Origin of the sequence: Candidatus Nitrospira allomarina (genome assembly GCF_032050975.1) — a bacterium.
Classification (GTDB): Bacteria; Nitrospirota; Nitrospiria; order Nitrospirales; family UBA8639; genus Nitrospira_E; species Nitrospira_E allomarina.
In genome coordinates this window covers 4,466,129-4,487,961 of record NZ_CP116967.1, presented here as the reverse complement: position 1 = coordinate 4,487,961, position 21,833 = coordinate 4,466,129, and the positions used below count along the sequence as shown (strand labels likewise).

General features: G+C 45.4%; 14 protein-coding genes. 13 read left to right on the top strand and 1 reads right to left on the bottom strand.

Annotated elements, in window-relative coordinates:
- Nucleotides 1-218 precede the first annotated feature (218 nt).
- The 4 genes from PP769_RS19465 to PP769_RS19450 all read left to right on the top strand — a co-directional run bounded on the left by PP769_RS19465 (nt 219) and on the right by PP769_RS19450 (nt 6,956).
- Nucleotides 219-1,061 carry a glycosyltransferase gene (locus PP769_RS19465; protein ID WP_312643500.1) on the top strand — a complete coding sequence of 281 codons (843 nt, stop codon included), beginning with the start codon at nt 219-221 and terminating at the stop codon, nt 1,059-1,061.
- A gap of 244 nt (nt 1,062-1,305) precedes the next feature.
- A complete protein-coding gene (locus PP769_RS19460) occupies nt 1,306-2,436 on the top strand; it encodes a glycosyltransferase (protein ID WP_312643498.1) in 1,131 nt (376 codons plus the stop codon).
- A gap of 573 nt (nt 2,437-3,009) precedes the next feature.
- Entirely contained in the window at nt 3,010-5,223 is a 2,214-nt protein-coding gene (locus tag PP769_RS19455) for a right-handed parallel beta-helix repeat-containing protein (protein ID WP_312643496.1), read from the top strand.
- A 962-nt stretch (nt 5,224-6,185) separates the two neighbouring features.
- Nucleotides 6,186-6,956 (top strand): hypothetical protein, encoded by a 771-nt coding sequence (locus tag PP769_RS19450; RefSeq protein WP_312643494.1) that lies wholly within the window; start codon nt 6,186-6,188, stop codon nt 6,954-6,956.
- Between the two features lie 488 nt (nt 6,957-7,444).
- Here the strand turns inward: PP769_RS19450 and PP769_RS19445 are convergent, their stop codons facing one another.
- On the bottom strand, nt 7,445-8,692 hold the full coding sequence (locus PP769_RS19445; RefSeq protein WP_312643492.1) for a glycosyltransferase: 1,248 nt from the start codon (nt 8,690-8,692) through the stop codon (nt 7,445-7,447).
- A 233-nt stretch (nt 8,693-8,925) separates the two neighbouring features.
- Here PP769_RS19445 and PP769_RS19440 point away from each other — a divergent pair, with 233 nt between their 5' ends.
- From PP769_RS19440 to PP769_RS19400, 9 genes are all read left to right on the top strand, one after another.
- The gene (locus tag PP769_RS19440; RefSeq protein WP_312643490.1) at nt 8,926-10,281 is read left to right on the top strand and encodes a right-handed parallel beta-helix repeat-containing protein; all 1,356 of its coding nucleotides are present in this window, start codon (nt 8,926-8,928) and stop codon (nt 10,279-10,281) included.
- Between the two features lie 683 nt (nt 10,282-10,964).
- Nucleotides 10,965-12,362, top strand: a complete 1,398-nt coding sequence (locus tag PP769_RS19435; RefSeq protein ID WP_312643488.1) for a phenylacetate--CoA ligase family protein — start codon at nt 10,965-10,967, stop codon at nt 12,360-12,362.
- On the top strand, nt 12,335-13,663 hold the full coding sequence (locus PP769_RS19430; protein WP_312643486.1) for a glycosyltransferase family 4 protein: 1,329 nt from the start codon (nt 12,335-12,337) through the stop codon (nt 13,661-13,663). Before PP769_RS19435 ends, PP769_RS19430 begins: the two co-directional genes overlap by 28 nt.
- A gap of 162 nt (nt 13,664-13,825) precedes the next feature.
- Nucleotides 13,826-15,037, top strand: a complete 1,212-nt coding sequence (locus PP769_RS19425; protein ID WP_312643484.1) for a glycosyltransferase family 4 protein — start codon at nt 13,826-13,828, stop codon at nt 15,035-15,037.
- The gene (wecB, locus tag PP769_RS19420) at nt 15,034-16,116 is read left to right on the top strand and encodes a non-hydrolyzing UDP-N-acetylglucosamine 2-epimerase (RefSeq protein ID WP_312643482.1); all 1,083 of its coding nucleotides are present in this window, start codon (nt 15,034-15,036) and stop codon (nt 16,114-16,116) included. The genes PP769_RS19425 and wecB overlap by 4 nt, the downstream gene beginning before the upstream one ends.
- A gap of 594 nt (nt 16,117-16,710) precedes the next feature.
- Entirely contained in the window at nt 16,711-17,421 is a 711-nt protein-coding gene (locus PP769_RS19415) for a class I SAM-dependent methyltransferase (protein ID WP_312643480.1), read from the top strand.
- Between the two features lie 149 nt (nt 17,422-17,570).
- Entirely contained in the window at nt 17,571-18,728 is a 1,158-nt protein-coding gene (locus tag PP769_RS19410; protein ID WP_312643478.1) for a DegT/DnrJ/EryC1/StrS family aminotransferase, read from the top strand.
- A gap of 169 nt (nt 18,729-18,897) precedes the next feature.
- A complete protein-coding gene (locus PP769_RS19405; protein ID WP_312643476.1) occupies nt 18,898-20,493 on the top strand; it encodes a sugar transferase in 1,596 nt (531 codons plus the stop codon).
- Nucleotides 20,408-21,436: a UDP-N-acetylglucosamine 4,6-dehydratase family protein gene (locus PP769_RS19400; protein WP_312643474.1), complete on the top strand. Its 1,029-nt coding sequence runs from the start codon at nt 20,408-20,410 to the stop codon at nt 21,434-21,436. The genes PP769_RS19405 and PP769_RS19400 overlap by 86 nt, the downstream gene beginning before the upstream one ends.
- Nucleotides 21,437-21,833 lie beyond the last annotated feature (397 nt).

The following is a 21,833-nucleotide window of genomic DNA, read 5'->3' as shown; positions in this document are numbered from 1 at the left end:
TATTAATTGCCGCCCCATTCCAGAAGGGCCTCCCTCCTCGCGATTGTCTCCCCTTCGCAAACCCTAATATTTCGATTTTGCCTCAAAAAGAGACCGGTGGGAGAACCTTTTGGAAGAAATTTCTGCTTTTTGTCAATATACCGAGACATGTGCTGGAACTGAGTAGGGCGATGCTAAAAGGTGATGTCATCCAGGTGCGGTGCCCATGTAATCTTGGCTTGTTGGGAACTATTCTTGCCCCACTGTTCTCCAAGTATTTAATAGCCAACTATGCCGGGCAGTGGATGAGTTTTACAGGGGAACCATTCTCTTCTCGCTTGCAGCGGTTTATTTTACGCTCCTGGTGGTGGCGAAATGGGTTGGTCATGGTTTATGGGGGAGGGTCAAACCAACCCAGGCAGGTTGTCCCAATTTTTGCTTCCACCATGACAGCAAAGCAAGTGCAGCGTGGGTCGGCGGCCGCAGAGAAAAAGCAATTGACTTTTCCTGTCCAAATTCTGTTTGTAGGGAGATTGGTCCCTGCCAAAGGAGTTGATGTTTTACTGAAAGCAGCATCTACTCTGTTAAAACAAAATATTTCGTTCGAGGTATCAATTGTTGGGGATGGACACGATCGACCCCGCCTTGAAACGATGGCGAAACAGCTGGATTTGGAAAAGAATGTACATTTTGTCGGGCCACTTCCCTATGCTGAAGTAATGAGTTGGTATGAAAAGGCGCATGTGTTGGTCTTACCTACTAAAAGTGAGGGTTTTCCAAAGGTTCTTGTAGAAGCGATGTGTTTTGGTATTGTTTGCATTGCAACTGACACCGGGCTGATCCCCTGGATGCTTAAGGGGAGGGGTTTTGTTTTTCCCTATGGTGGCGTCGAAACTTTGGTAGCTCATCTGCGATGTATCATGGAAGACCCTACGATAATTCAACGCCTTTCAAAGGATGGAAATACTTGGGCACAAGGCTATTCAATTGAGGGAGTACGAGAGGTTCTAAGTCGTCTATTTCTGGAACGCTGGAATTATAGTTTCATGAAAGATGAAGATAAGGGGCGTTTGGATAAATGACTGTTTGGCTAATGTCTTCAGTGCTATTTCAGGCCGAGAGTTTCCTCAGTTGTTGCTTTCCCTATTCCAAACATTTTTCCACTCTGACTCTGGTTCTGGAGGGCAGTGCGTACGGTTGATTCCAAAAAACGCTATTGCGATGTCCTCAAGTTCCCGGTAGTGGCGTTTCCTGACAGCCGGTGAACATGAAGTTTCGTTTCCACAATTTAAAATATCAATGCCTGTGTAGCAATAGGTTTCGGTAATGCAAAAACCCACTGGTGTGTTGCACCTAACAGATACTCTCGTGGCTGGCGGTAAAGAGCGGATAGTTGTCAATCTGGTAAATCATCTTCCAAGAGAATGGTATCAGCCTTTTTTGTGTACAACACGGTTTGATGGTCCATTATTGAAAGAAATAGTCAGCGATGTCATCGCTCTTCATTTGTGGCGTCGGCACGTATTGGATGTAAAAGCCCTGAAACTTCTGGTGTTATTCATTCGAAAGCATAAGATACAGATTCTTCACGCGCATGGGCCATCTGTATTTGTGGCAACGATCGCGGCGTTTTTCCCTCCCTTTCCTTCAGTGGTGTGGCATATTCATGACGGTGGTATGGCAAGCTCAGGTCGACCTTCGTTGGCTTATAGATTTATGGCGAGACGTGCAAAAGGTATCATTACTGTGAATCAAGCCTTGGCCGATTGGATTACTCAAGCATTGCATATGAATTCGGATCGGGTACGTTATATTCCCAATTTCGTTGGAACTATTAGTGGAATTCAACTAAAGACAACTCTTCCCGGTGAAGAAGGTTGGAGAATTGTTTGTCTGGCAAATCTTCTCCCGGTAAAAGATCATATAACTCTCCTTCGCGCGATGACACAAATCATTCAGGAGATTCCCAAGGCTCATTTAGTTCTCGTCGGCTCTACGAACGATAGGGATTGTCTCAGTTCCATTGAGAGGGAAATTTCAATCGCTGGATTGACTCAACATGTTTCGATTCTTGGATATCGAAAGGATGTGTTAAGCATACTCAGAACATGTGACATTGGTGTACTCAGTTCAAAGGCCGAAGGATTTCCCATGGCACTTCTTGAGTATGGGATGGCAGGACTTCCAACTGTTGCCACCCAGGTAGGGCAATGTCCTGAGGTCCTTGATTATGGGCGAGCGGGCATGTTAGTGGCACCAGGTTCGCCGGCTCAATTGGCTCAATCGCTGATGAAATTGTTGCGATCACATGAGCAGCGGCAGTACTTGGGAAACCAACTGAAACTTCATGTCAAGGAAACGTATAATCAACAACGTATTCTTGAAAAGTTCTGCCAATTTTATAGAATGATATTGGGCGGCTCAGAAAATGCCGTTTCTTCTACCGAAAGCCCTTAATGCTATTCCAAGGTTTTTTAAGGGAATGTGATCAAATTTTTCCCTATTACGCTTTTCACTCCGCCTAATGTCCCTTTACTTTTGCATTATTGCAGCCCAGAAACCTTTCACAAAATTTCTGCCGCCCCAGTCATCGCCCAATTTCGTATGGCGGGACCCATTGGCAAACCCAAAGTCAATTGTTCCGCACAGTTCTGACAATTTCATTAGTTGGATGGAATGCAGTATAGGCGGTGAACTTGTCACAGATTGGTTGTCATTTTTCCCGGCACAGATCTTGTGCCGAATGCGCTACTAGGCATTATTTTCCGTAGGAGAATTATGAAATTTATCATTCAGGTGAAGGCTATGACCTACAATTATTGGCTTGAGGAATATTGGACAAATTTGGCCCTAAAAAAAATAATTTGTATATAAACAAGGGTGTTGACATTTTTCAGAACTAAAAAATTAATTTTGGAATACATATTGCTGAATCCAACCTCCGGTTCCTATGGAAGTAAATGCCTGATTGATTTTCTTGCTTTCCAGAAGCAGGACCATCGGTCTCTTTTTTGTTCAGGAGGATCAGTAATGAGTATTTTAAGCAATCGATGGGTTATGAAAGTTTTTCTTTTTTGTATCTTGGTCATGGGTAGCCATGTCAGCGAAGCCAAGGCATCAAATTATTATGTGGCTGCAAGCAATGGAAACGATGGAAACCGTGGCACGTTACAGGAACCCTTTCGAACTCTGGAAAGGGGAGTCAGCGTGTTAATCCCAGGAGATACGTTGTTTGTGCGAGGTGGCACATATCTAGGGTCCCACAATCTTGCGAAAATTCCAAATGGAAATTCTTGGGAGCAAACCGTCTCAATCAAGAGGTACGCAAGTGAAAAAGTCGTGATTACAGCGGCCCGTGACCGTTCTGCATTGTACTTTGCCGATGGGAGTCACTACGTTATTGTCGAAGGGTTTGTTTTTGATGCCAGAGGCGGCGCGAATGGAATTCAAACAGGACATCGAAGCCATCATATACGCATTCTCAATAGCGAAATTATGAATGCTAACAGTAATGGAATCCTTACAGGGATTTCGAATGATATTGAGTTTATTGGCTTGAAAATCCATGATAATGGAGTAACTCCAGCCAGAGGACATGGTATTTATTTAGACGGAAACAAAATACTCGTCAAAGACTGTTCAATCTATAGAAATGGCGGTTGGGGTGTACATATGTATAGCAGTAGTAACCAACCAAGTAATAATATGATTACAAATAACCGAATTTATGACAATGCTCGATTCGGTAAAGGACCCGGAGTTGGAGTCTACGGTGGAACTAACAATTCTGTCATTAATAATGTTATTTGGGGAAACATCATGGGGGTAGAAGTAAATTATGGAGCATCAAACTCCAAAGTTTTTAACAATACAGTCCATGCTAATTCCTCGTATGGGATATGGTTGGGAAGCACAAGTCGAGACTCTCTTATAAAGAACAACATTGCCAGTTTAAACGGGGGTAACGGGATAATCATTACGAAGGGCAGTGGAAGTTCTCAAGTTTTCAATAACCTGGTTGCTGCAACAAATTCAGGTACCGGATTGGCAGATTGGGAGGATAAAGCAAGTTATAAGGGGAATGTGGCCGCATCTATTAATGACATTAAATATGCCAATCACCAAAACCGCGACTTTCACCTTCAACAGGGAAGTCTTGCCATTGCCGCCGGTGTGGTTCTTTCCGAAGTCAAAAATGATTTTGATTATGCTTCAAGGAACTCCAATGCTTATGATATTGGAGCTTTTGCTTTCAATGGGACGCCGCCGCCGGCCAATTCAACTCCTCCACCGTCGACTAGTACTCCACCACCGTCGACTAGTACCCCGCCACCATCATCACCGACCTCCCCCACTTCATCTTCAGGCATTATTTCGAACCTGACGGTTGCCAGTGGGCGCGCGTATGTGGTGCCCGCCTCCGGTCTCCAAGCCGGGGCCCGAGTCTATATCGATCGTGGCTATACGTTTAAGACCGTCCCTTCCAACGTGCAGGGAGGTGCGTATATCCAAACCGCCAATGATGACAAAGCGGGGACCAATTCAGCTTCCATCCGTTTTACGGTTAATCAACCGGTATTGGTGTATGTCGCTCATGGCGATCGAATTTCCTCGAAACCCTCATGGTTGAGCACCTTTACAAATACCGGCGCGAAACTTGTGACCTCGGATGCGACTTTCAGTCTTTTTGTGCGGTCTTTTCCTGCCGGTACCATTACCCTTGGGGGTAATGCCAGTGGTGGATGTTGCAGCATGTATTCGGTCGTCGTCAAACCACAGAGTGGGAGCGGTACCGTCACACCCCCGCCGCCGCCTCCTGCCTCCTCTTCCTCCTCCGTCAGTATTTCGAATCTGACGGTTGCTAGTGGCCAAGCGTACGTGGTGCCCACCTCGGGTCTCCAAGCCGGGGGCCGAGTTTATATCGACCGTGCCTATACGTTTAAAACTGTCCCTTCCATCGTGCAGGGAGGCACGTATATCCAAACGGCTAACACCGATAAGACAGCCACGACTGCCGCCTTCCTCCGTTTTACGGTCACTCAACCGGTATCCGTCTATGTGGCCCATGACGGGCGGCACCCTCTGCCTTCGTGGATGGGCATCTTTACGGATACGGGCGCGGATCTGGTGACCTCGGATACGACCCTGGACCTTTTTGTGCGGACCTTTCCCGCCGGAACGATTACCCTTGGGGGCAATGCCAGTAGTGGAGGCAGCATGTATTCCGTCATCCTCAAACAGTGAAAATCACTTCTATACCCAGCTTTGAAACCTACAATGCTTGCCTGGAGCAGAGGCCAGTAAGAATAGGAAGATCACCTCTCCCGTCGAGGGAGGGGTGATCTGCCGAGTTCAGGTTTTTGAGATTTCCACACTAGCCACGATTCCGGACACTCCCCGAACACAAGGAATCATTTGTTGGCTATTTCTAGACCACACAAAGTGCCAATCCAACAATCTTAATTGTCTTCATCACTATAAATTTGAGTAGGAAAGATATGTTTGTTGGATTGCTCTCAGAAAAACCTTCAGGTTATGTTTAAGATCTCTCTCACCACAGCGGAGAATCCCATGTTTGGAAATTGAGGTTTCTTGTTTATTCTCTGCTTATGTTTTATTGTTTTGCCAAAAATGGGGGTAATTTGCTAGAGCTTCTCTCGGCATATAGGTAATAGACCTTAGCTACCCATTCATTGTTCACGTTGTTCAAAGAGGCAGAAAGAACCAACTTATCGATGGCTCAGCCGGGAAATTCTTGACAATCCCGATAGACGAAAAAATGAGAGGATTTTTTTGGCAGGAAAATTGTGGTGAAAAACAGCTATTCAGTTTTACGGGATTTTGTATGGTCATCGAAAACTGCCTGTACCACTATACTAAACACTATGATACCCGCTGACTTTCAGTTTATTCCAGCGTCCCGTGAGGACAATCTGGATGATGCTGGCTCAGAAATAAACCCTCTTGAGACGCCCCTTATATTCCGAAGAAATATTTGGCTTTAATCTATCCCAAGTTCAGTAGATAAAATTTTTATGAAAAACCTTTGGAAGTTATCCCCCATTCTTAAAGGAAGTTTAACTTGGGTGCCCCAATTGAATGCGGTACGGATACAACGTGCCTCCACGGGAGGCTCTACTTCTCCGCGATACTGTTATTCCGTTTGGCTCAGACATTTAGTTTCACTTAGTAAGTGGGGTTTCAAAGTGAAAGGTTCCTGTATAGGTGAACTGGGACCTGGGGATAGCATAGGTACTGGATTAGCGGGGTTACTTTCTGGAGCGGTTCAATATGTTGGCCTGGATATTTTCCCCTTTTCAAAAAAGGCAGATTTAAATAGGATCTTTGATGATTTGGTGGAGTTGTACTCTCAAAAGGAATCTATTCCCGACCAACATGAATTTCCAGGGGTTTGCCCGCCGTTAGGTTCTTATCATTTTCCTGATCAACTAATTGATTGGACAAACTTCAATGAAAAGGTTGAAGGCATCCGCACTGAGTTAAAAAAGGATGAGCTTGCTGGTCAATATGTCATGTATCGAGCGCCTTGGATGTCATCCGGAGTAATTCGAGAATCGAGTCTTAATCTCATCATTTCACAGGCAGTATTCGAACATATTGATCCTCTTAGGGAAACTTACAAGGCCATGTTTTTATGGCTCAAGCCAGGTGGATTTGCAAGTAATATAATCGATTTTGGTTCTCATGGGCTGGCTCCCTTCTGGAATGGTCATTTGGCGTATTCTGATTGGGAATGGAGATTGGTTAAGGGGAAACGGGAATTTCTTTTGAATCGAGAACCATTGAGTGTTCACCTGGCTTATGCGAAGGAAGCTGGATTTGAGGTGTTACACGTTCAGCGCTACTATGATGAAACCGGGCTAGAAACCAATGACTTGGCTCCCCGGTTTCAAAACTTCGATGCAGAGGATTCAAAAACTCGTAGTGCGTTAGTTGTGTTGCAGAAAGCTTTTTGAAAAATTATATTTATTATCACATATGACCAATGCTCGGTTATCAATCGGATACAGCCAGCTTCCTACACAAGTCTATCATACTCTGGATTGATGATGGGGAGGATCGGTTCAGGGGGGGGTTGGGAATGGATTGACGGAAAAGCCTCTGTGGCAAGGATCCGAGTGACGTTTCCAAATTGAGCTGCATTGTGCAGATGGCCTCGCCACGAAGATGTTTACCGAAATTCAGCAAGTTATATTCGAAAAAAGTATCTGCCAGCAGGTTGAAAAGACGAAGCGTTTTGGGTTGCCATGAGAGTTGCAAGACATCCACCACAACAGAAAGGCGAGACGGAAGAAATTTAAAGCCACGACCGATTCGAAGCACTCCAAGCCAAGCGCACCGGATTGGCTCAACCCGGGCCTTTGCGCTGAGGCCTGGAAGCCTACTTTCAAAGGCCCAAGGACAGCACAAGAAGACTCCACGAAAGCATGATGAGCCCAAAAATCTAACCCAACTTCTTAGCCCAACTAGGTCTTTCCATGTAGTCAAGCATTAAGGATACATTGGTCTTTATATTATGCTGCTTTGCCACTAACTTTCGTCCCTGTTGCCCCAGGCGAGTACGAAGGGTGTCATCCATGCCTAACCTTATGATGGCCAATGCCAAAGCACTTGGGTCATCTGAGGGCACTAAAAGTCCCGTTTCTTCATTGTGCACGATTTCTGGGATTCCCGAAATTGCACAGCTAATTACAGGTCGTCCGACAGCCATGGCTTCCATAAATACGGTAGGAATCCCATCCATATCACCCGTTTGATCTTTTCGACAGGGCATAACAAAAAAATGACATTCTTTTAACTGCCGTGCCACTTCTGCCTGTGATATTGGTCCAGAAAGAGAAATATTTTCTTTTAAATCAAGCTGTCTAATTTGCTCAATTAATACTTCCTTTAGGGGTCCCCCGCCAAATATTCGCAAATGGAAGCTAAAATTTTTTTCGCGCAGTAATTTGCAAGCATCAATTAGTGTATCCACCCCCTTTTTCTCAAAATAATTGCCAATAAATAAAAGCTGAAGTATTTTACATTTAGAAGGAAAAGGTTCTGGAGTAAACAAATTCAAAAATATACCAACACGAACAAGATGTATATGTGTGCATTTGGGAACTATCTGGCGCAGTTTGCGTATGCCATAATCACTCACACCAAAAACATCGCTTGCATGGCGAATTTTCCAGCTGAGTGTATCGTTGCGCAGCTTAAGAGTCGTGCAGTATAAATCATACGCATGGGCAGTGAAAGAGAAAGGAATACCACTGACACTTCCCGCTATTCCAGCGCAGGTAGCTGTGTGGGTGGCAAATGGTGCATGAATTCGATCAATCTTCATACTTCTTAGGCGCCAAGCCGTGGCTAGTGCCTTCGGTGTGATGACAAAAATACTAAGATGAGCGTAAGGATTTAGCCCCGCGGCCCAATGGAGCCCAACTAGGGTCACTAAAGCACGCAAGGGACGCCTGATGAACATTAGAAAAGCTATAAATGCGACTTCCATATCAATCAGAGGGGCAGGCAAGACAGCCTCCGGCTTCAAGGTTCCAACTTTTCCATGATGGACAATAGAGCCCGCTGATTTATACAGGGGTGCCAGAACTAATTTATGGCCTTTACCTTGAATCTCTGCCATTTCATTGACGGTAAAGGTCGACAGACAAGAACAGGAAGGAATAATATAGGCCATTCGTATAGCCATCTTACTTTCTCCTATTTGCAGAATAGAATTCTTCCAATCTGCTTTACGATAGACCTCCAATGTTTACTCTAGTTAAGCGTCCTGTTCCAAATTCACGTTCAGCTAATTCCTGAAGACTAGGAATTGTTGAGTTTGAAGAATTTACCCTAAAATATAGTAAAGTGTGTAGATCCCCGGAAGTTTGAAACTAAAGTTTTGAGTGATTTTGTCGAATCTTCAAAGGGAGAAGACGAATGATCATTAATTTTGGAATCTGGGGGAGTGAAATGGAATATTGTAATAATCATCACGGGTCCATGAAATCTTTCCGCCCATATGCATTTGTTTTAATTGTATTTTTTGGCATTGCAGGAGTAGGCGAAGCTATTGCCAAAGAATATTTTGTGGCTGCGAGTAATGGAAATGACAAAAATTATGGCACCATAGAGGCGCCATTTTTTACGCTAGAGAAGGGGGTAAGCCTCCTATTACCGGGTGACACCCTTTATATCCGAGGGGGCACTTATACTAGAAACCACAAATTGTGGGAGCCGCCGAATGGCATATCATGGGAAAATGCAACCACAATTAAAGCTTATCAAAACGAAAAAGTCATTATTAAATCGTTACCAGGTACTTCTGTTTTCCGTTTCAAGGACGACAGCCAATACATCATCATGGATGGATTGACGGTTGACGGGGGAGGGCCGGGGCATGGGTTAACCGGGTATACGATGGGAACCGGCAGTCATCATTTGCGGATTATCAATGGCGAAGTTAAAAATACAAACGATAGCGCGCTACTGGGCAGCGAGGCAGATTATATTGAGATTATCAACATGAAGCTTCATGACAGTTGGCAGGGAACCGCAGGATACGGTGGTGGGGAAAAGTCTTATGGGTTTTATCTGAATGGTGATTATAATCTCGTTCAGGATTGTGAAATTTATAACAGCCATGGATATGGCATCCATATGTATAGTACTAATAATCAACCTAGCCACAATCGTATCATCAATAATCGCATCCATGATAATGATTTGGCCGGAATTATTGTCACGAAGGGGATCAACAACCAAGTCATTAATAATGTATTTTGGAACAACGCCCGTGGGATTGAGGTCCTCTATGATGCCACCAACACAATCGTATATCATAATACTTCTTATTCAAATTCAAAGGGAGAAATCCTCCTTGGGGATCGAAGTAGCCAGTCTATTGTAAAAAATAATTTGCTTGTCGGGACTAACACTCAACCCGTATTGCTCGTTGTCGATGGCACAGGTGCCTCCAAGATTGAAAACAATCTTATCTTAGGGGTTTCAAAAAACCCAAGTGAGTTAATGAAAATTTATGAATCATCCGCAATTGCAGGCGGTAATCTTATTGGAGACTCATATAGACATGGTTTAAAAAAAATAGATACTTTTGATTTTCACATTACAGAGACTAGTTCAGCCATTGGTGCTGGATTAGTTCTAGCAGATGTGAAGGTCGACATGGACGGGGTTTCACGAAATTCCACTGCTGGTTATGATATAGGCGCCTATCAATTTGGCGGCGGCATTTCTCAGGAACCTCCAACTTCTCTAAGAATTGTGAATAAATAGCAGGAAAAAATTGAAATTCTGACCACCCGGAAGTGTTCTAAGGAAAACCTAATGTTGTCTTTATATAGAATGTTCCGCCAGGACAAAAGCTAAACCGAACCTTATTATTAGTAATTGGTCCACCTCTTTTAGAATATTTCAAAGCCTATTGAGCAAAAAGCTTCAAGTGAACTTCGGTAATAGCGTGGAAAATTTTAAATTACCCAAGTAAACATTTGATTGCGAGAAGTTTTAAAGATAAATAACAAAATAATGCTGCTATGAGCCGAGGTGCCGTTGTTGGACCCAAGGTTTGTCGAAATGTATGAGTTTCCACTCATGGTGGAATCCTTTCCGAATTCCGGAGTTTAAACCTCCCTATCCATGTTATTTCTATCGCGTATTGCCCGATGCATTCCTTGCTCCATTGGCATTCCTGGTCCCTGTGTTGACTTCTTTTAACTTTTAGGTTCAAGTCAACCTAATGTGAGGAGCCTCTTTCTAACGGCATGGGTGGAAAACCCATTCTGTTTTTCTGGTCAGACAGTTTCATCCCACTCTATTTATCCTTTACGTTAGTGATACCCATTGCAAATACAACTAGCCATAAAAATCAATGCATTCCGGCTTGCGTTGCCCCTCAATCTCGATTATACGTCTTGATGAAATAATTTCACTGTGAAAATTAGTATGTTGCCTGCTTTATGAAAGAAAAATTGCTACGACTTTACCACCGTCTTCCTGCCCCTGCCCGTTCAGTGGCAGCTAGTCTGCATGGATATTACCTCCGTTCATGGCGTTATGGTCCAGAAACGGAGAGGTTGATTGGCGAGGCAATTGATCGTGAGCACTGGAGTCTAGGCCAGCTCAGGGCTTGGCAAGAAGAGCGTCTGGCCCATGTATTACATCGAGCGGCTACCCGGGTGCCTTATTATCGTGAACAATGGGCCGAACGACGTCGTCGGGGTGACAGTGCCTCTTGGGAATACCTGGAAAATTGGCCGGTCCTTAAGAAGGAAGCTCTTCGTCAGAATCCGCTTTCCTTTGTTGCAGATGATCAGAATGTGCGACGTATGTACCGCGAACAAACCAGTGGAACCTCAGGTACACCTTTGACATTGTGGTGGAGCAGAGAGACTGTGCGAACATGGTTTGGTTTATGTGAGGCTCGTCTTCGTCAATGGAATGGAGTCAGTATTAAAGATAATTGGGCAATTTTAGGAGGCCAATCCATTGTTCCTCCTAATGCATCTAAGCCACCGTTTTGGGTGTGGAATGCTCCAATGAACCAGTTGTATCTTTCTGCAAATCATATAAGTCCCAAATCAGTTCCAGCTTATATTGATGCTCTGCGCAGATACGGAATAACGCACATGATAGTCTATCCATCTTCAGCTTCAGTGCTAGCGCGCGAGGCTTACGAAAAAAAATTAATAATTCAGGGAATTAAAGTGGTTATTACCAATGCCGAGCCCCTTTTGCCATGGCAACGCGATTGTATAAGCCAAGGATTAGGCAGTGAGGTCCGAGAAACCTATGGTATGGCCGAGGCTGTTGCTGCAGCATCTGAATGTCCGGATGGAAAATTGCATTCTTGGCCGGAAGTGGGCTGGCTTGAATGTTTTCGGGATGAAATAGACGAGCCTGCGCTACCCGGTTCTTCTGGTCGTCTGCTCTGCACTGGTCTGTTGAACACAGATATGCCTCTAATTCGGTATGAGGTTGGTGACCGAATTAGCCATGTTGCCGAACCTTCATCGTGTAAATGTGGGCGTACGCTTCCGGTTTTATCAGGCATTGAAGGTAGGACCAATGATATGTTGATTGCGTTGGATGGGAGACGAGTCTTTTGGGTCAATCCTGTTTTTTATAATCTGCCTGTGCAAGAGGCACAAATTATCCAAGAGGGCTTGGACTGTTTGCGTGTAAAATATGTACCCGCAGCAAACTTTTCAGTTGAGGTCGAGCATGCAATTAGCGCTCGGTTACAAGAGAGAATGGGGCGGGTAAAAATATTTATGGATCAAGTGAGCAATATACCTCGTGGCTCAAACGGGAAATTCCGTGCCGTGGTTTGCAATCTGCCTATCGAAAAGCAATAAGTGCTTTCAATCAATGTTCATTTTCCCCAAATATTAACAAAGTAACCAGGCGCTTCACCCAAAAACATCTTATGCGGCTTGCTGTTTTCACCAGCCAGTTTCCAGGGCGGGTTAATACGTTCTTTGCCAGGGACATTCGACCCCTTTTGGAGGCGGGTATCGAAATTGACATATTTCCGATCTACCCCCTCGATCCATCCCTGTGGAAGTTCGTTCCTGACATTCTTGGTGAAGATTTTTTCCCCCGGAAAAGGATTCATCACCTCGATCTTCCTCACGACCTTCGATATACTAACCGGATCTCGTTCCCCCAGCTTCGGATTTTTCTGAAGGATACTTTTCATATTACCGCTTCAGCTCTGAGATACGGAGTAGGCCCGGTATCGAAGAGCGCTTACGTATTTCTGAAAGCACTTGCCTGGAGTCATCAGTGCTCTGATAAATACGATCACATTCTGGGGTATTGGGGAAATTATGCAGCAACTTGCGCCTATGTCTTTCATCGGTTGATGAATAGGAAAGTGCCTTTTTCTATTTTTCTCCATGCTGGAACCGATCTTTACCGAACGCCGGTGTATATGAGACAGAAGCTGCTTTATTCCAACAATATCATCACCTGTACGGAATTCAATCGCAAATTTCTGCAGGAACGTTATTCAGACATTTTTCCATTGATCTCAGATAAAATTTTTGTGCACCTCCATGGTTTGGACCTTTCAGTGCTCACTTTTGACCCTAAAAATAGGCCACCGGGAAAAATTCTAGCAGTCGGCAATTTTTCTAAAAACAAGGGTTTTGATTTTCTATTGCGTGCAGCATGTGAGCTGAAACATGGTGGGGTCGATGCTGAGTTTATGCTAGTGGGTGATGGTGAAGAAATGAATAATTTGAGGAAGTTGGCGAGTGAATTGGACATTTCCGAGAAAGTAAGCTTTCCTGGTTGGATAATGCCTGATGAAGTGCAGAGTGCGATGCGGAAAGCGACTATCCTCGTTCATCCTTCAACTGGTTTAGGAGACGGAGTTCCCAATGTCATCAAAGAGGCTATGGCTATTGGGACGCCTGTAATTGCTTCGAGGGTGGCCGGCATTCCCGGTATGTTGGACGATGGGAGGTGTGGCCTTTTGGTGCCCCCTCAAAACGTCACAGAGCTTGCCAAGGCAATAAAGACCCTGCTTGCGGACCATCCATTACGCCTTCAATTCGCAAATGCTGCACGCGACCATACAGAGAAGCATTTCGACCTTTGGAGAAATGGGCAATGTTTGGCTAACCGCCTTCTTTCGACTACACCGCTCTAAAATTGTTCCCAACACGAGATTGGAAATTTTGAGTAATACAGAAACTAAGAAACAATGGATAATCTTGATAGTCATCACGTCTAATCTCCAAATTCCAAATGGCTTGAATTGCAATACTTCCTCAGAGTGTAATTTGACTCGGCATTACTTGGGTTAAAAAACATGCACCTTGTATTTTTGACCCAATACTTCCCACCTGAAGTTGGAGCACCACAGGCGCGACTTTCAGAGTTATGTCGTCATTTTGTCCAGCACGGTCATTCTGTCACGGTGTTGACAGGCATGCCTAATTATCCCCAAGGAAAAATTCTCGACGGATACGGTGGAGTTATTCGACGCGAAACTTCTGGGGGGATAGATATTATTCGGACTTTCATTTATCCGACACAAAAAGCTAACTTTATCTATAGATTAACGAACTATTTTTCATTTGCCCTGTCGTCAGCTTTCTTGGGTTCCTTTGTTCTTCCCCGAGCTGATTATTTGTTTGTCGAAAGCCCCCCACTTTTTTTAGGGTTGTCCGGATTTTGGTTAAGCAGGTTGAAGCGGACGCGAATGATTTTTAATGTTTCAGACCTCTGGCCTGAATCGGCAGTGGAGTTAGGAGTTTTGGATAAGAATAGTTTTGCCTATCAATTAAGCGCACGACTGGAAAAGTTTTGCTATCAGCAGGCATGGCTGATAACGGGCCAATCCAAGAGTATCATGGCGGACATTCGGACCCGCTTTCCTGATCGTCCGACTTTTCATCTTTCCAATGGCGTTGATACCAAAGTGTTTCATCCTGACAGAAAGACCCAGGAAGCCTCCGAAACAATAGGCAAGGGCAAAGACTGTATAGTGTTATATGCCGGGTTACATGGTCTGGCTCAAGGCTTGGAGCAGGCACTGGCTGCGGCAGAACTGCTTCGGAAAGAGGACGATTTGAAGTTTGTACTTATTGGAAGCGGCCCCAGGAAAAATTCCTTGGTTGAGCAGGCCAGACAGGATAATTTAAATAACGTATGTTTTCTGGAATCCCGCCCGGCCCGGGAGATTCCGGCGTTGGTTGCCGCCGCCGATATTATATTGGTTCCACTAAAGATGTACATCACTGGAGCGGTCCCCTCCAAGTTATACGAAGCCATGGCTAGCGGACGTCCAGTGATATTGGTTGCGGGTGGCGAAGCAGCAGAAATCGTGCGCGACCACCAAACTGGAATGGTGGTAGAGCCGGGAGATGTCGCCAGCCTGGTACAGGCCATTCGGACTTTGTTTACCCAACCTGACCTTCGTAAGACCTTAGGAGAGAATGGTCGTCGAGTGGCTGAACAATATTTTGATCGGACCACCATTGCCGGGCGCTTCATTGACCATTTGGAAACTTGCTTATGATGAAGATTTGTACCGTGGTAGGGGCCCGTCCCAATTTTATGAAAATGGCGCCGGTTATCCTCGAACTCAATCGGCGTGGATTGCGGCAATTTTGTGTGCATACGGGACAACATTATGATGCGCAAATGTCGACGGTGTTTTTTGATGAATTGGGTATGCCCAAACCGGATGCTTTTTTGGGAGTAGGATCTTGTTCGCATGCAGAACAGACAGCCCGTATTATGGTATCTTTCGAGAAACTCTGTCTGGAGCAAAATCCCACTCTGGTTGTCGTTGCCGGTGATGTTAATTCGACACTTGCCTGTGCGCTCGTTGCTGCCAAACTACACATTCCGGTGGCTCATGTGGAATCGGGCTTGCGCTCGTTTGACCGTTCCATGCCCGAGGAACTTAATAGGATCGTGACCGATCACCTTTCATCTATACTTTTCACGACGGAACCAAGTGGAAACGTTAACTTACTTAAGGAGGGGATTTCCTCAAGTCAGATTCACTTTGTTGGAAATACGATGATTGATAGTCTGATGGCCCATCTTGATAAGGCCCTGGCTGGGAAACCCTGGCAGCGATTTCATCTGGAACCCGACTGCTATGGTTTAGTTACCCTGCATCGGCCTGCCAATGTCGATGACCTTCCCACTCTTACCGAGATTGGCTTGGCCCTGCAGAAAGTTTCTTCCGATCTGCCTCTTTTGTTTCCCGTGCACCCCCGAACTTGTGACAGACTTAAACAAGCCTTACCTGATTGGCCTTCTATTACAATCATCGAACCATTGGGTTATTTGGATTTTTTGGCCTTAATGGCCAAGTCTCGGTTGGTTCTTACCGATTCAGGTGGAATTCAGGAAGAAACCACGATTTTGGGTGTACCTTGTGTCACGATACGCCCCAATACCGAACGTCCCATTACCATAGAATCGGGAACTAATCGGCTGGCAGGAGTTACCAGGGAAGGTATTGTCGGGGCTGCCAGAGATGCTCTCTCTCAAAAGTCTTTACACGCCGTATCACCCTCGCTTTGGGACGGAAGGGCGGCCGGTCGGATTGTTGATGTGTTAGAAAAAGAGCTGGGAGGATAGCTAAACGATCAGTTAAAGCGACAGAAAGATATTTGATATCTCTGATTCCGACCAGTCATTTTTGTGGCGTCGGTGGGCTTGCTGATTTCTTCCCTTGTTTTCTGTAGAATTTTCTCTCTTTGTGATAATCTGGCGGATTGAAGTCGGCGCTTCTCAATACGTGATTGGAAATGGCATAGTTTTATTTTCTACTTTGCAGCCAGACTTTTAGTGAGAACCTCTAGGCCTTTGAATCGTTCTCGACAAACCTCTTTCAACCTGCGTTTTGCATTTGTTATTTCTGAAGCACATTAATATTTAAAATAGAGGGGGTGGTGCGGGGAGTATGATTACCCACCCACCTGGTGAAGGGAATTGTGCTGTGCGTATGGCCTATCATCGTTTGAGGGTTTGCAAGGTGGATATCGATATTTTAAAGAAAGATGATAGCTTCCGGAAAAGATGAGTGAGATCGGGCTATTTGATTTTGCCTGGACAGTGTCATGATGAACTTCTTAACGAACTCACTCAAATCGCGATCTCTTCTCAATATTTAGATGTTCGTAAGAAATTCATTTTTAGGGGCAGTCGCGAATTTGGGATGCAGGTGGTGCTATGGATGATCAATCCTCTGCGTCCGAAAAAGTTGAAGAAGCTCGGATTCAAGCCGCCTATGCCAAGCGGACAGAAAATACTTTTTATTCGTGGTTTAATCCAAGCTATGTTTTTATGGTGCAGGAACAAGAACGGCGGATGCTGGTTGCTCTGAAGCAACATGGGTTTGCTTGTTTAGATAACATAAAAATTCTTGAAATTGGCTGTGGAAGAGGATATTGGCTTAGAGAGTTCATTAAATGGGGTGCCAAGCCCAAAAATATTACAGGGATAGATCTTCTTTCAGATCGCGTAGAAGTAGCTAGAAGACTCTGCCCTGAAGGAGTAGAAATTGAATGTGGGAGTGCGGGGAAGCTTGGTTTTAGGGATGGGTCGTTTGATATCGTTCTCCAGTCTACGGTTTTTTCCTCCGTACTTGATCCCACTTTGAGGCAACAAATTGCCCTAGAAATGCTCCGAGTTATAAAGGAAAATGGAGCTATTCTCTGGTATGACTTTCATGTGAATAATCCCAGAAACCCTGATGTTCAGGGGATAAATAAACGGAAAATCAAGCAGCTGTTTTCGGGCTGTCGAATTGAACTTCGACGCATCACTCTGGCTCCCCCTCTGGCTCGGTTGCTTGCGCCTTATTCCTTATTGGCTTGTTACCTTCTCGAACGATGTAAAGTATTCAATACTCATTATCTCGGAGTCATTCGTAAGGTATAGGCATTCTTGTAAGGAAAGATGCTGTGGTTGGGGTCGAGTTTCATCAAATTGGGCTTAGGTAAACGAGTAAAAACCCATCTCTCTTCACTTTTAAACAGTTGATGTAAAATTTTCTCTATTTTCCTATTCATCGATCGAGGTAAGACAGGATGAACCAATTTTTACCCTTTCATGTTCCTGATATTGGGGAGGAAGAAATTCAGTCGGTGGTCGAGACCCTCCGTTCAGGGTGGTTAACCACAGGTTCAAAGACTAAGCAGTTCGAGGCGGAGTTTGCGCACCGGGTAGAAGCTCGACATGCTGTGGCCCTGAATTCCTGTACGGCTGCTTTGCATCTTGCCCTCGAAGCCGTTGGCGTGACAGAAGGCGACGAGGTCATTGTGCCCACCATGACCTTTGCCGCCACAGCAGAGGTGGTGCATTATCTCAAGGCGAAGCCGGTGTTGGTGGATTGCCGGGCTGATACCTTGAATATTGATGTAGGCCAGATTGAAAAAGCGATCTCGCCGAGAACAAAAGCGATCATACCTGTTCATTATGCTGGTCAGCCCTGTGAAATGGATCGCATTCTGGAGATTGCCAGAATTCACCATTTGAAGGTTATTGAGGATGCTGCCCACGCTCTTCCGACCCGTTATCGTGGAAGGATGGTCGGGTCATTGGGAGATATTACGTGCTTTTCTTTTTATTCAACCAAGACGATCACGACTGGTGAAGGGGGGATGGCCACGACCGAAAATGCCGAATGGGCAGAGCGCATGCGAATTTTAAGTCTGCACGGCATCTCGCGGGATGCCGTTAATCGATATACCCCTGAAGGAACCTGGTATTACGAGATTTGCTATCCTGGGTATAAGTATAATTTGACGGATATTGCGGCAGCACTAGGAATTCCCCAGCTACACAAATGCGACCGCTTTGGAACGATCCGCCAGCGGTACGCCAGCCTCTATAATGAAGGTTTTAAGGATATTCCGGAAATTACGGTACCCCATGTTGCCGACGATGTGGAGCATGCCTGGCACCTCTACGTCATTCAGTTAGACCTGGAACGGTTGCGGGTCGGACGGAACGAAATGATTGATCTTCTGAAGAAACAGGGCATCGGAACGAGTGTGCATTTTATCCCCTTGCATCTTCACCCCTATTATAGGGATAATTACGGGTATCTCCCCAATGATTTCCCTGTGGCTAGTTCCGTATTTGAACGCATTATATCTCTCCCCATTTATCCTAAAATGACAGAAGTCGATATCCAAAAAGTCATTGAGGTGGTTATAACCCTTATCAAATCGCACAGGCGATAAGTAATTGAGATATTGAGACTTAGATTCTTGAAGCTTTTTAGTGGATACATGGTATGTTCCCCCCCTCCTTATGGTGGTAGCTCTCCTTTTCCATCTAATTGGAAAATAACAGAGATCAAAATCCACATTCCAGCGAAGTGGTTGCAATGTCCATTCAGGAGTATCGTTGATGACTAAGCGTGTGTTTGACACTCTTGGTGCGTTTTTAGGGTTAGTGGTGTGTACCCCCCTCTTTGTCGTGCTCGCCCTCCTTATTAAAATGGATTCCCGAGGGCCTGTCTTATTTCGACAGGTGCGCGTGGGTCGTGGGTTTCGGCCATTTTGTCTGTATAAGTTTCGCACGATGGCATTGGACGCCTCCCAAAAGGGAGGGGAGCTGACCATCGGCGAAGATCCGCGTGTGACCCGCATTGGACGTTTTTTGCGTCAGTTGAAACTTGACGAGCTTCCTCAGCTGTTCAATGTTTTGATAGGGGATATGAGTCTGGTCGGCCCACGTCCTGAGGTGGCTTATTATGTCGAAAAGTTCAAAGAGGACTATCACGATGTTTTGACGGTCCGGCCTGGTTTAACGGACCTGGCTTCTCTGAAGTACATTGATGAACAGGGTATGCTCGGAAAGGTAGACAAACCCGAAGATGAGTACACGAATACCATCCTGCCGGAAAAAATCCGATTAGCCAAATTATATATCGAGCATGCCTCTTTAGCATTTGACCTTGCCGTCATTGCCCAGACGTTATTGCAACTGCTGGGCCTGCGAAGCGTCATTTTAAAGGTCACCGATCGTGACAATCATGATGAGGTGGCTTTTCTTGAAGGATCCGTAATTTTCCAGCTTATTACCAAATATCGGCGACCCATCATTATTACGTTGGATCTGGCACTGATTGTGTTGGCCTATTATCTGGCGTTCTGGTTGAGATTTGACGGCCATATCCCCGAAGACGCCAGCCAACTTCTGCTCAAGACTTTGCCAGGGCTGCTTGTAATTCGTGGGATTGCCTTTATGATCTTTCGCCTCAATGAAGGCCTGTGGCGGTATATTAGTATTTGGGATTTAAAGAAAATTACGGGTGGGGTGTTGGCTGGAACCATAGTATTCTATGGTCTCGTCAAATGGGGATTCGGTATCACCGGCTATCCCCGGTCTATCTTTATTATCGATAGTATCCTGTTGATCGGGTTTCTTTGTGGGATCCGGCTTGCGGTTCGAATCTTTCGGGAACGGAAGGTCCTGAGAAAGACAAAACGAGTTCTAATAATTGGGGCCGGCGATGCAGGGGAAAACATCGTTCGGGAGATGCAATCACATTCCACTTCCTCCTATACGCCCATTGGATTTGTGGACGATGATGTCTCGAAAGTAAGCAAGCGCATCCATGGTATCAAAGTTCTGGGAACACGCCAGGATCTGTCACGGATTCTTCACACGCACAAACCCGAGGAAGTGTTGGTAGCCCTGCCTGGGACAAATTCAGCGGTTCTTCGAGATATTACCGCACTGCTGGCCCCCTTTAACGTTCGCATCAAAACTCTCCCGAACCTAGGCGATATCCTGGAAGGCAAAGTCACGATCAGTCAAATCCGTGATCTCGCAATTGAAGACCTGCTTCAGCGCCCCCCCCGTGGGGTTGGATCCTCAGCCAGTGCGAAATTTAATCGATGGGAAGCGGGTCTTGGTAACAGGGGCTGGCGGATCTATTGGTTCGGAACTCTGCCGCCAAATTGTCGCGCTTGCCCCCAAAGCACTTATCCTATATGAACGGCACGAGAATAGCTTATACGCCATTGCAGGGGAGCTGACCGACCAAGGTAACTCCGGTGTGCTTCATGAAGTGTTGGGAGATATCACGGATGTTCCCCGTCTCCATGAGACATTTAAAACGTACCGCCCGGAAATAATCTTCCATGCGGCGGCTCACAAGCATGTTCCATTAATGGAGGTGAACCCGGGGGAGGCTTTCAAGAACAATATCCTGGGGACCCGTTTAGTGGCCGAAGCGGCCGCCCACTTCGGCGCCGAGCATTTTGTGTTGATTTCGACAGATAAGGCTGTGAATCCGTCCAGTGTCATGGGAGCGACCAAGCGGGTAGCGGAATTGGTTGTCCAGGCCATGGCGAGTCACAGTCAAACTCGATTTCTGACCGTTCGCTTTGGCAATGTCTTGGGCAGTAATGGCAGTGTCGTACCCCGCTTCCAAAAACAGATTAAGGCCGGTGGACCAGTCACCGTCACGCATCCGGAGGTGCGCCGTTACTTTATGTTGATTCCAGAAGCAGTGATCTTAGTATTGCAGGCTGCAGCCCTTGGCGAGCAAGGGGCGATTTATGTCCTGGAGATGGGAGGACAAATTAAACTGGTGGACCTTGCGCGTAACCTCATTCGACTCTCTGGTCATGTGCCGGAGAAAAATATTCCTATCCAGTTTATCGGCCTTCGCCCCGGAGAAAAACTCGAAGAAGAATTGGTTGGGGAATGTGAGCAGGCTGTGCCTTCATCAATTGATAAAATCCTCAGGATTCAATCGGGACAATCCCTTGATCCGGCATTCTTGAATAATATTCTGAGCAAGCTGGAGGATGTGCAGATATTGGGTCATTCTCCCTCGGTGATTGAACTTCTTCTTCAGCAGCTGGTGCCAACTTTTCACCGTCCTGAAATTTTGGAAATGGCAGCGATGAGTGAGGAATATCAAATTCATTGATGAGGCAAGCTAGATCCTGCGACTGAAAGATGGTGGATGATGGCATGTTGATTCGATTCTGGTGGAGAACTTAAAGGGGTTAAAGTCAGGGTCGTTCTAAATTTCCAGACCAATACTTCCGACAGGGGATAAAGTTCAATTTTTATCGGTCTTGATAGAAATTCGTTTTATGAGGTAACATTTATGGTTCGGATGAAAAATATATTGATAAATGTACCTAAGCTAAACTTGGTACATTGAGGGTTAATAGTTTTTCGCGTGATGCTATAAGTGTATGAAAAATATAAAATTTTTAATGATGCGGGGAAGTCCTATTTTAAGTTCCTCTATCAGGACGTTTTATGGTGCAATTGAGTGACCATAGAGGGGTCAGAGAGGTTCGTTACTTTATGAAGGA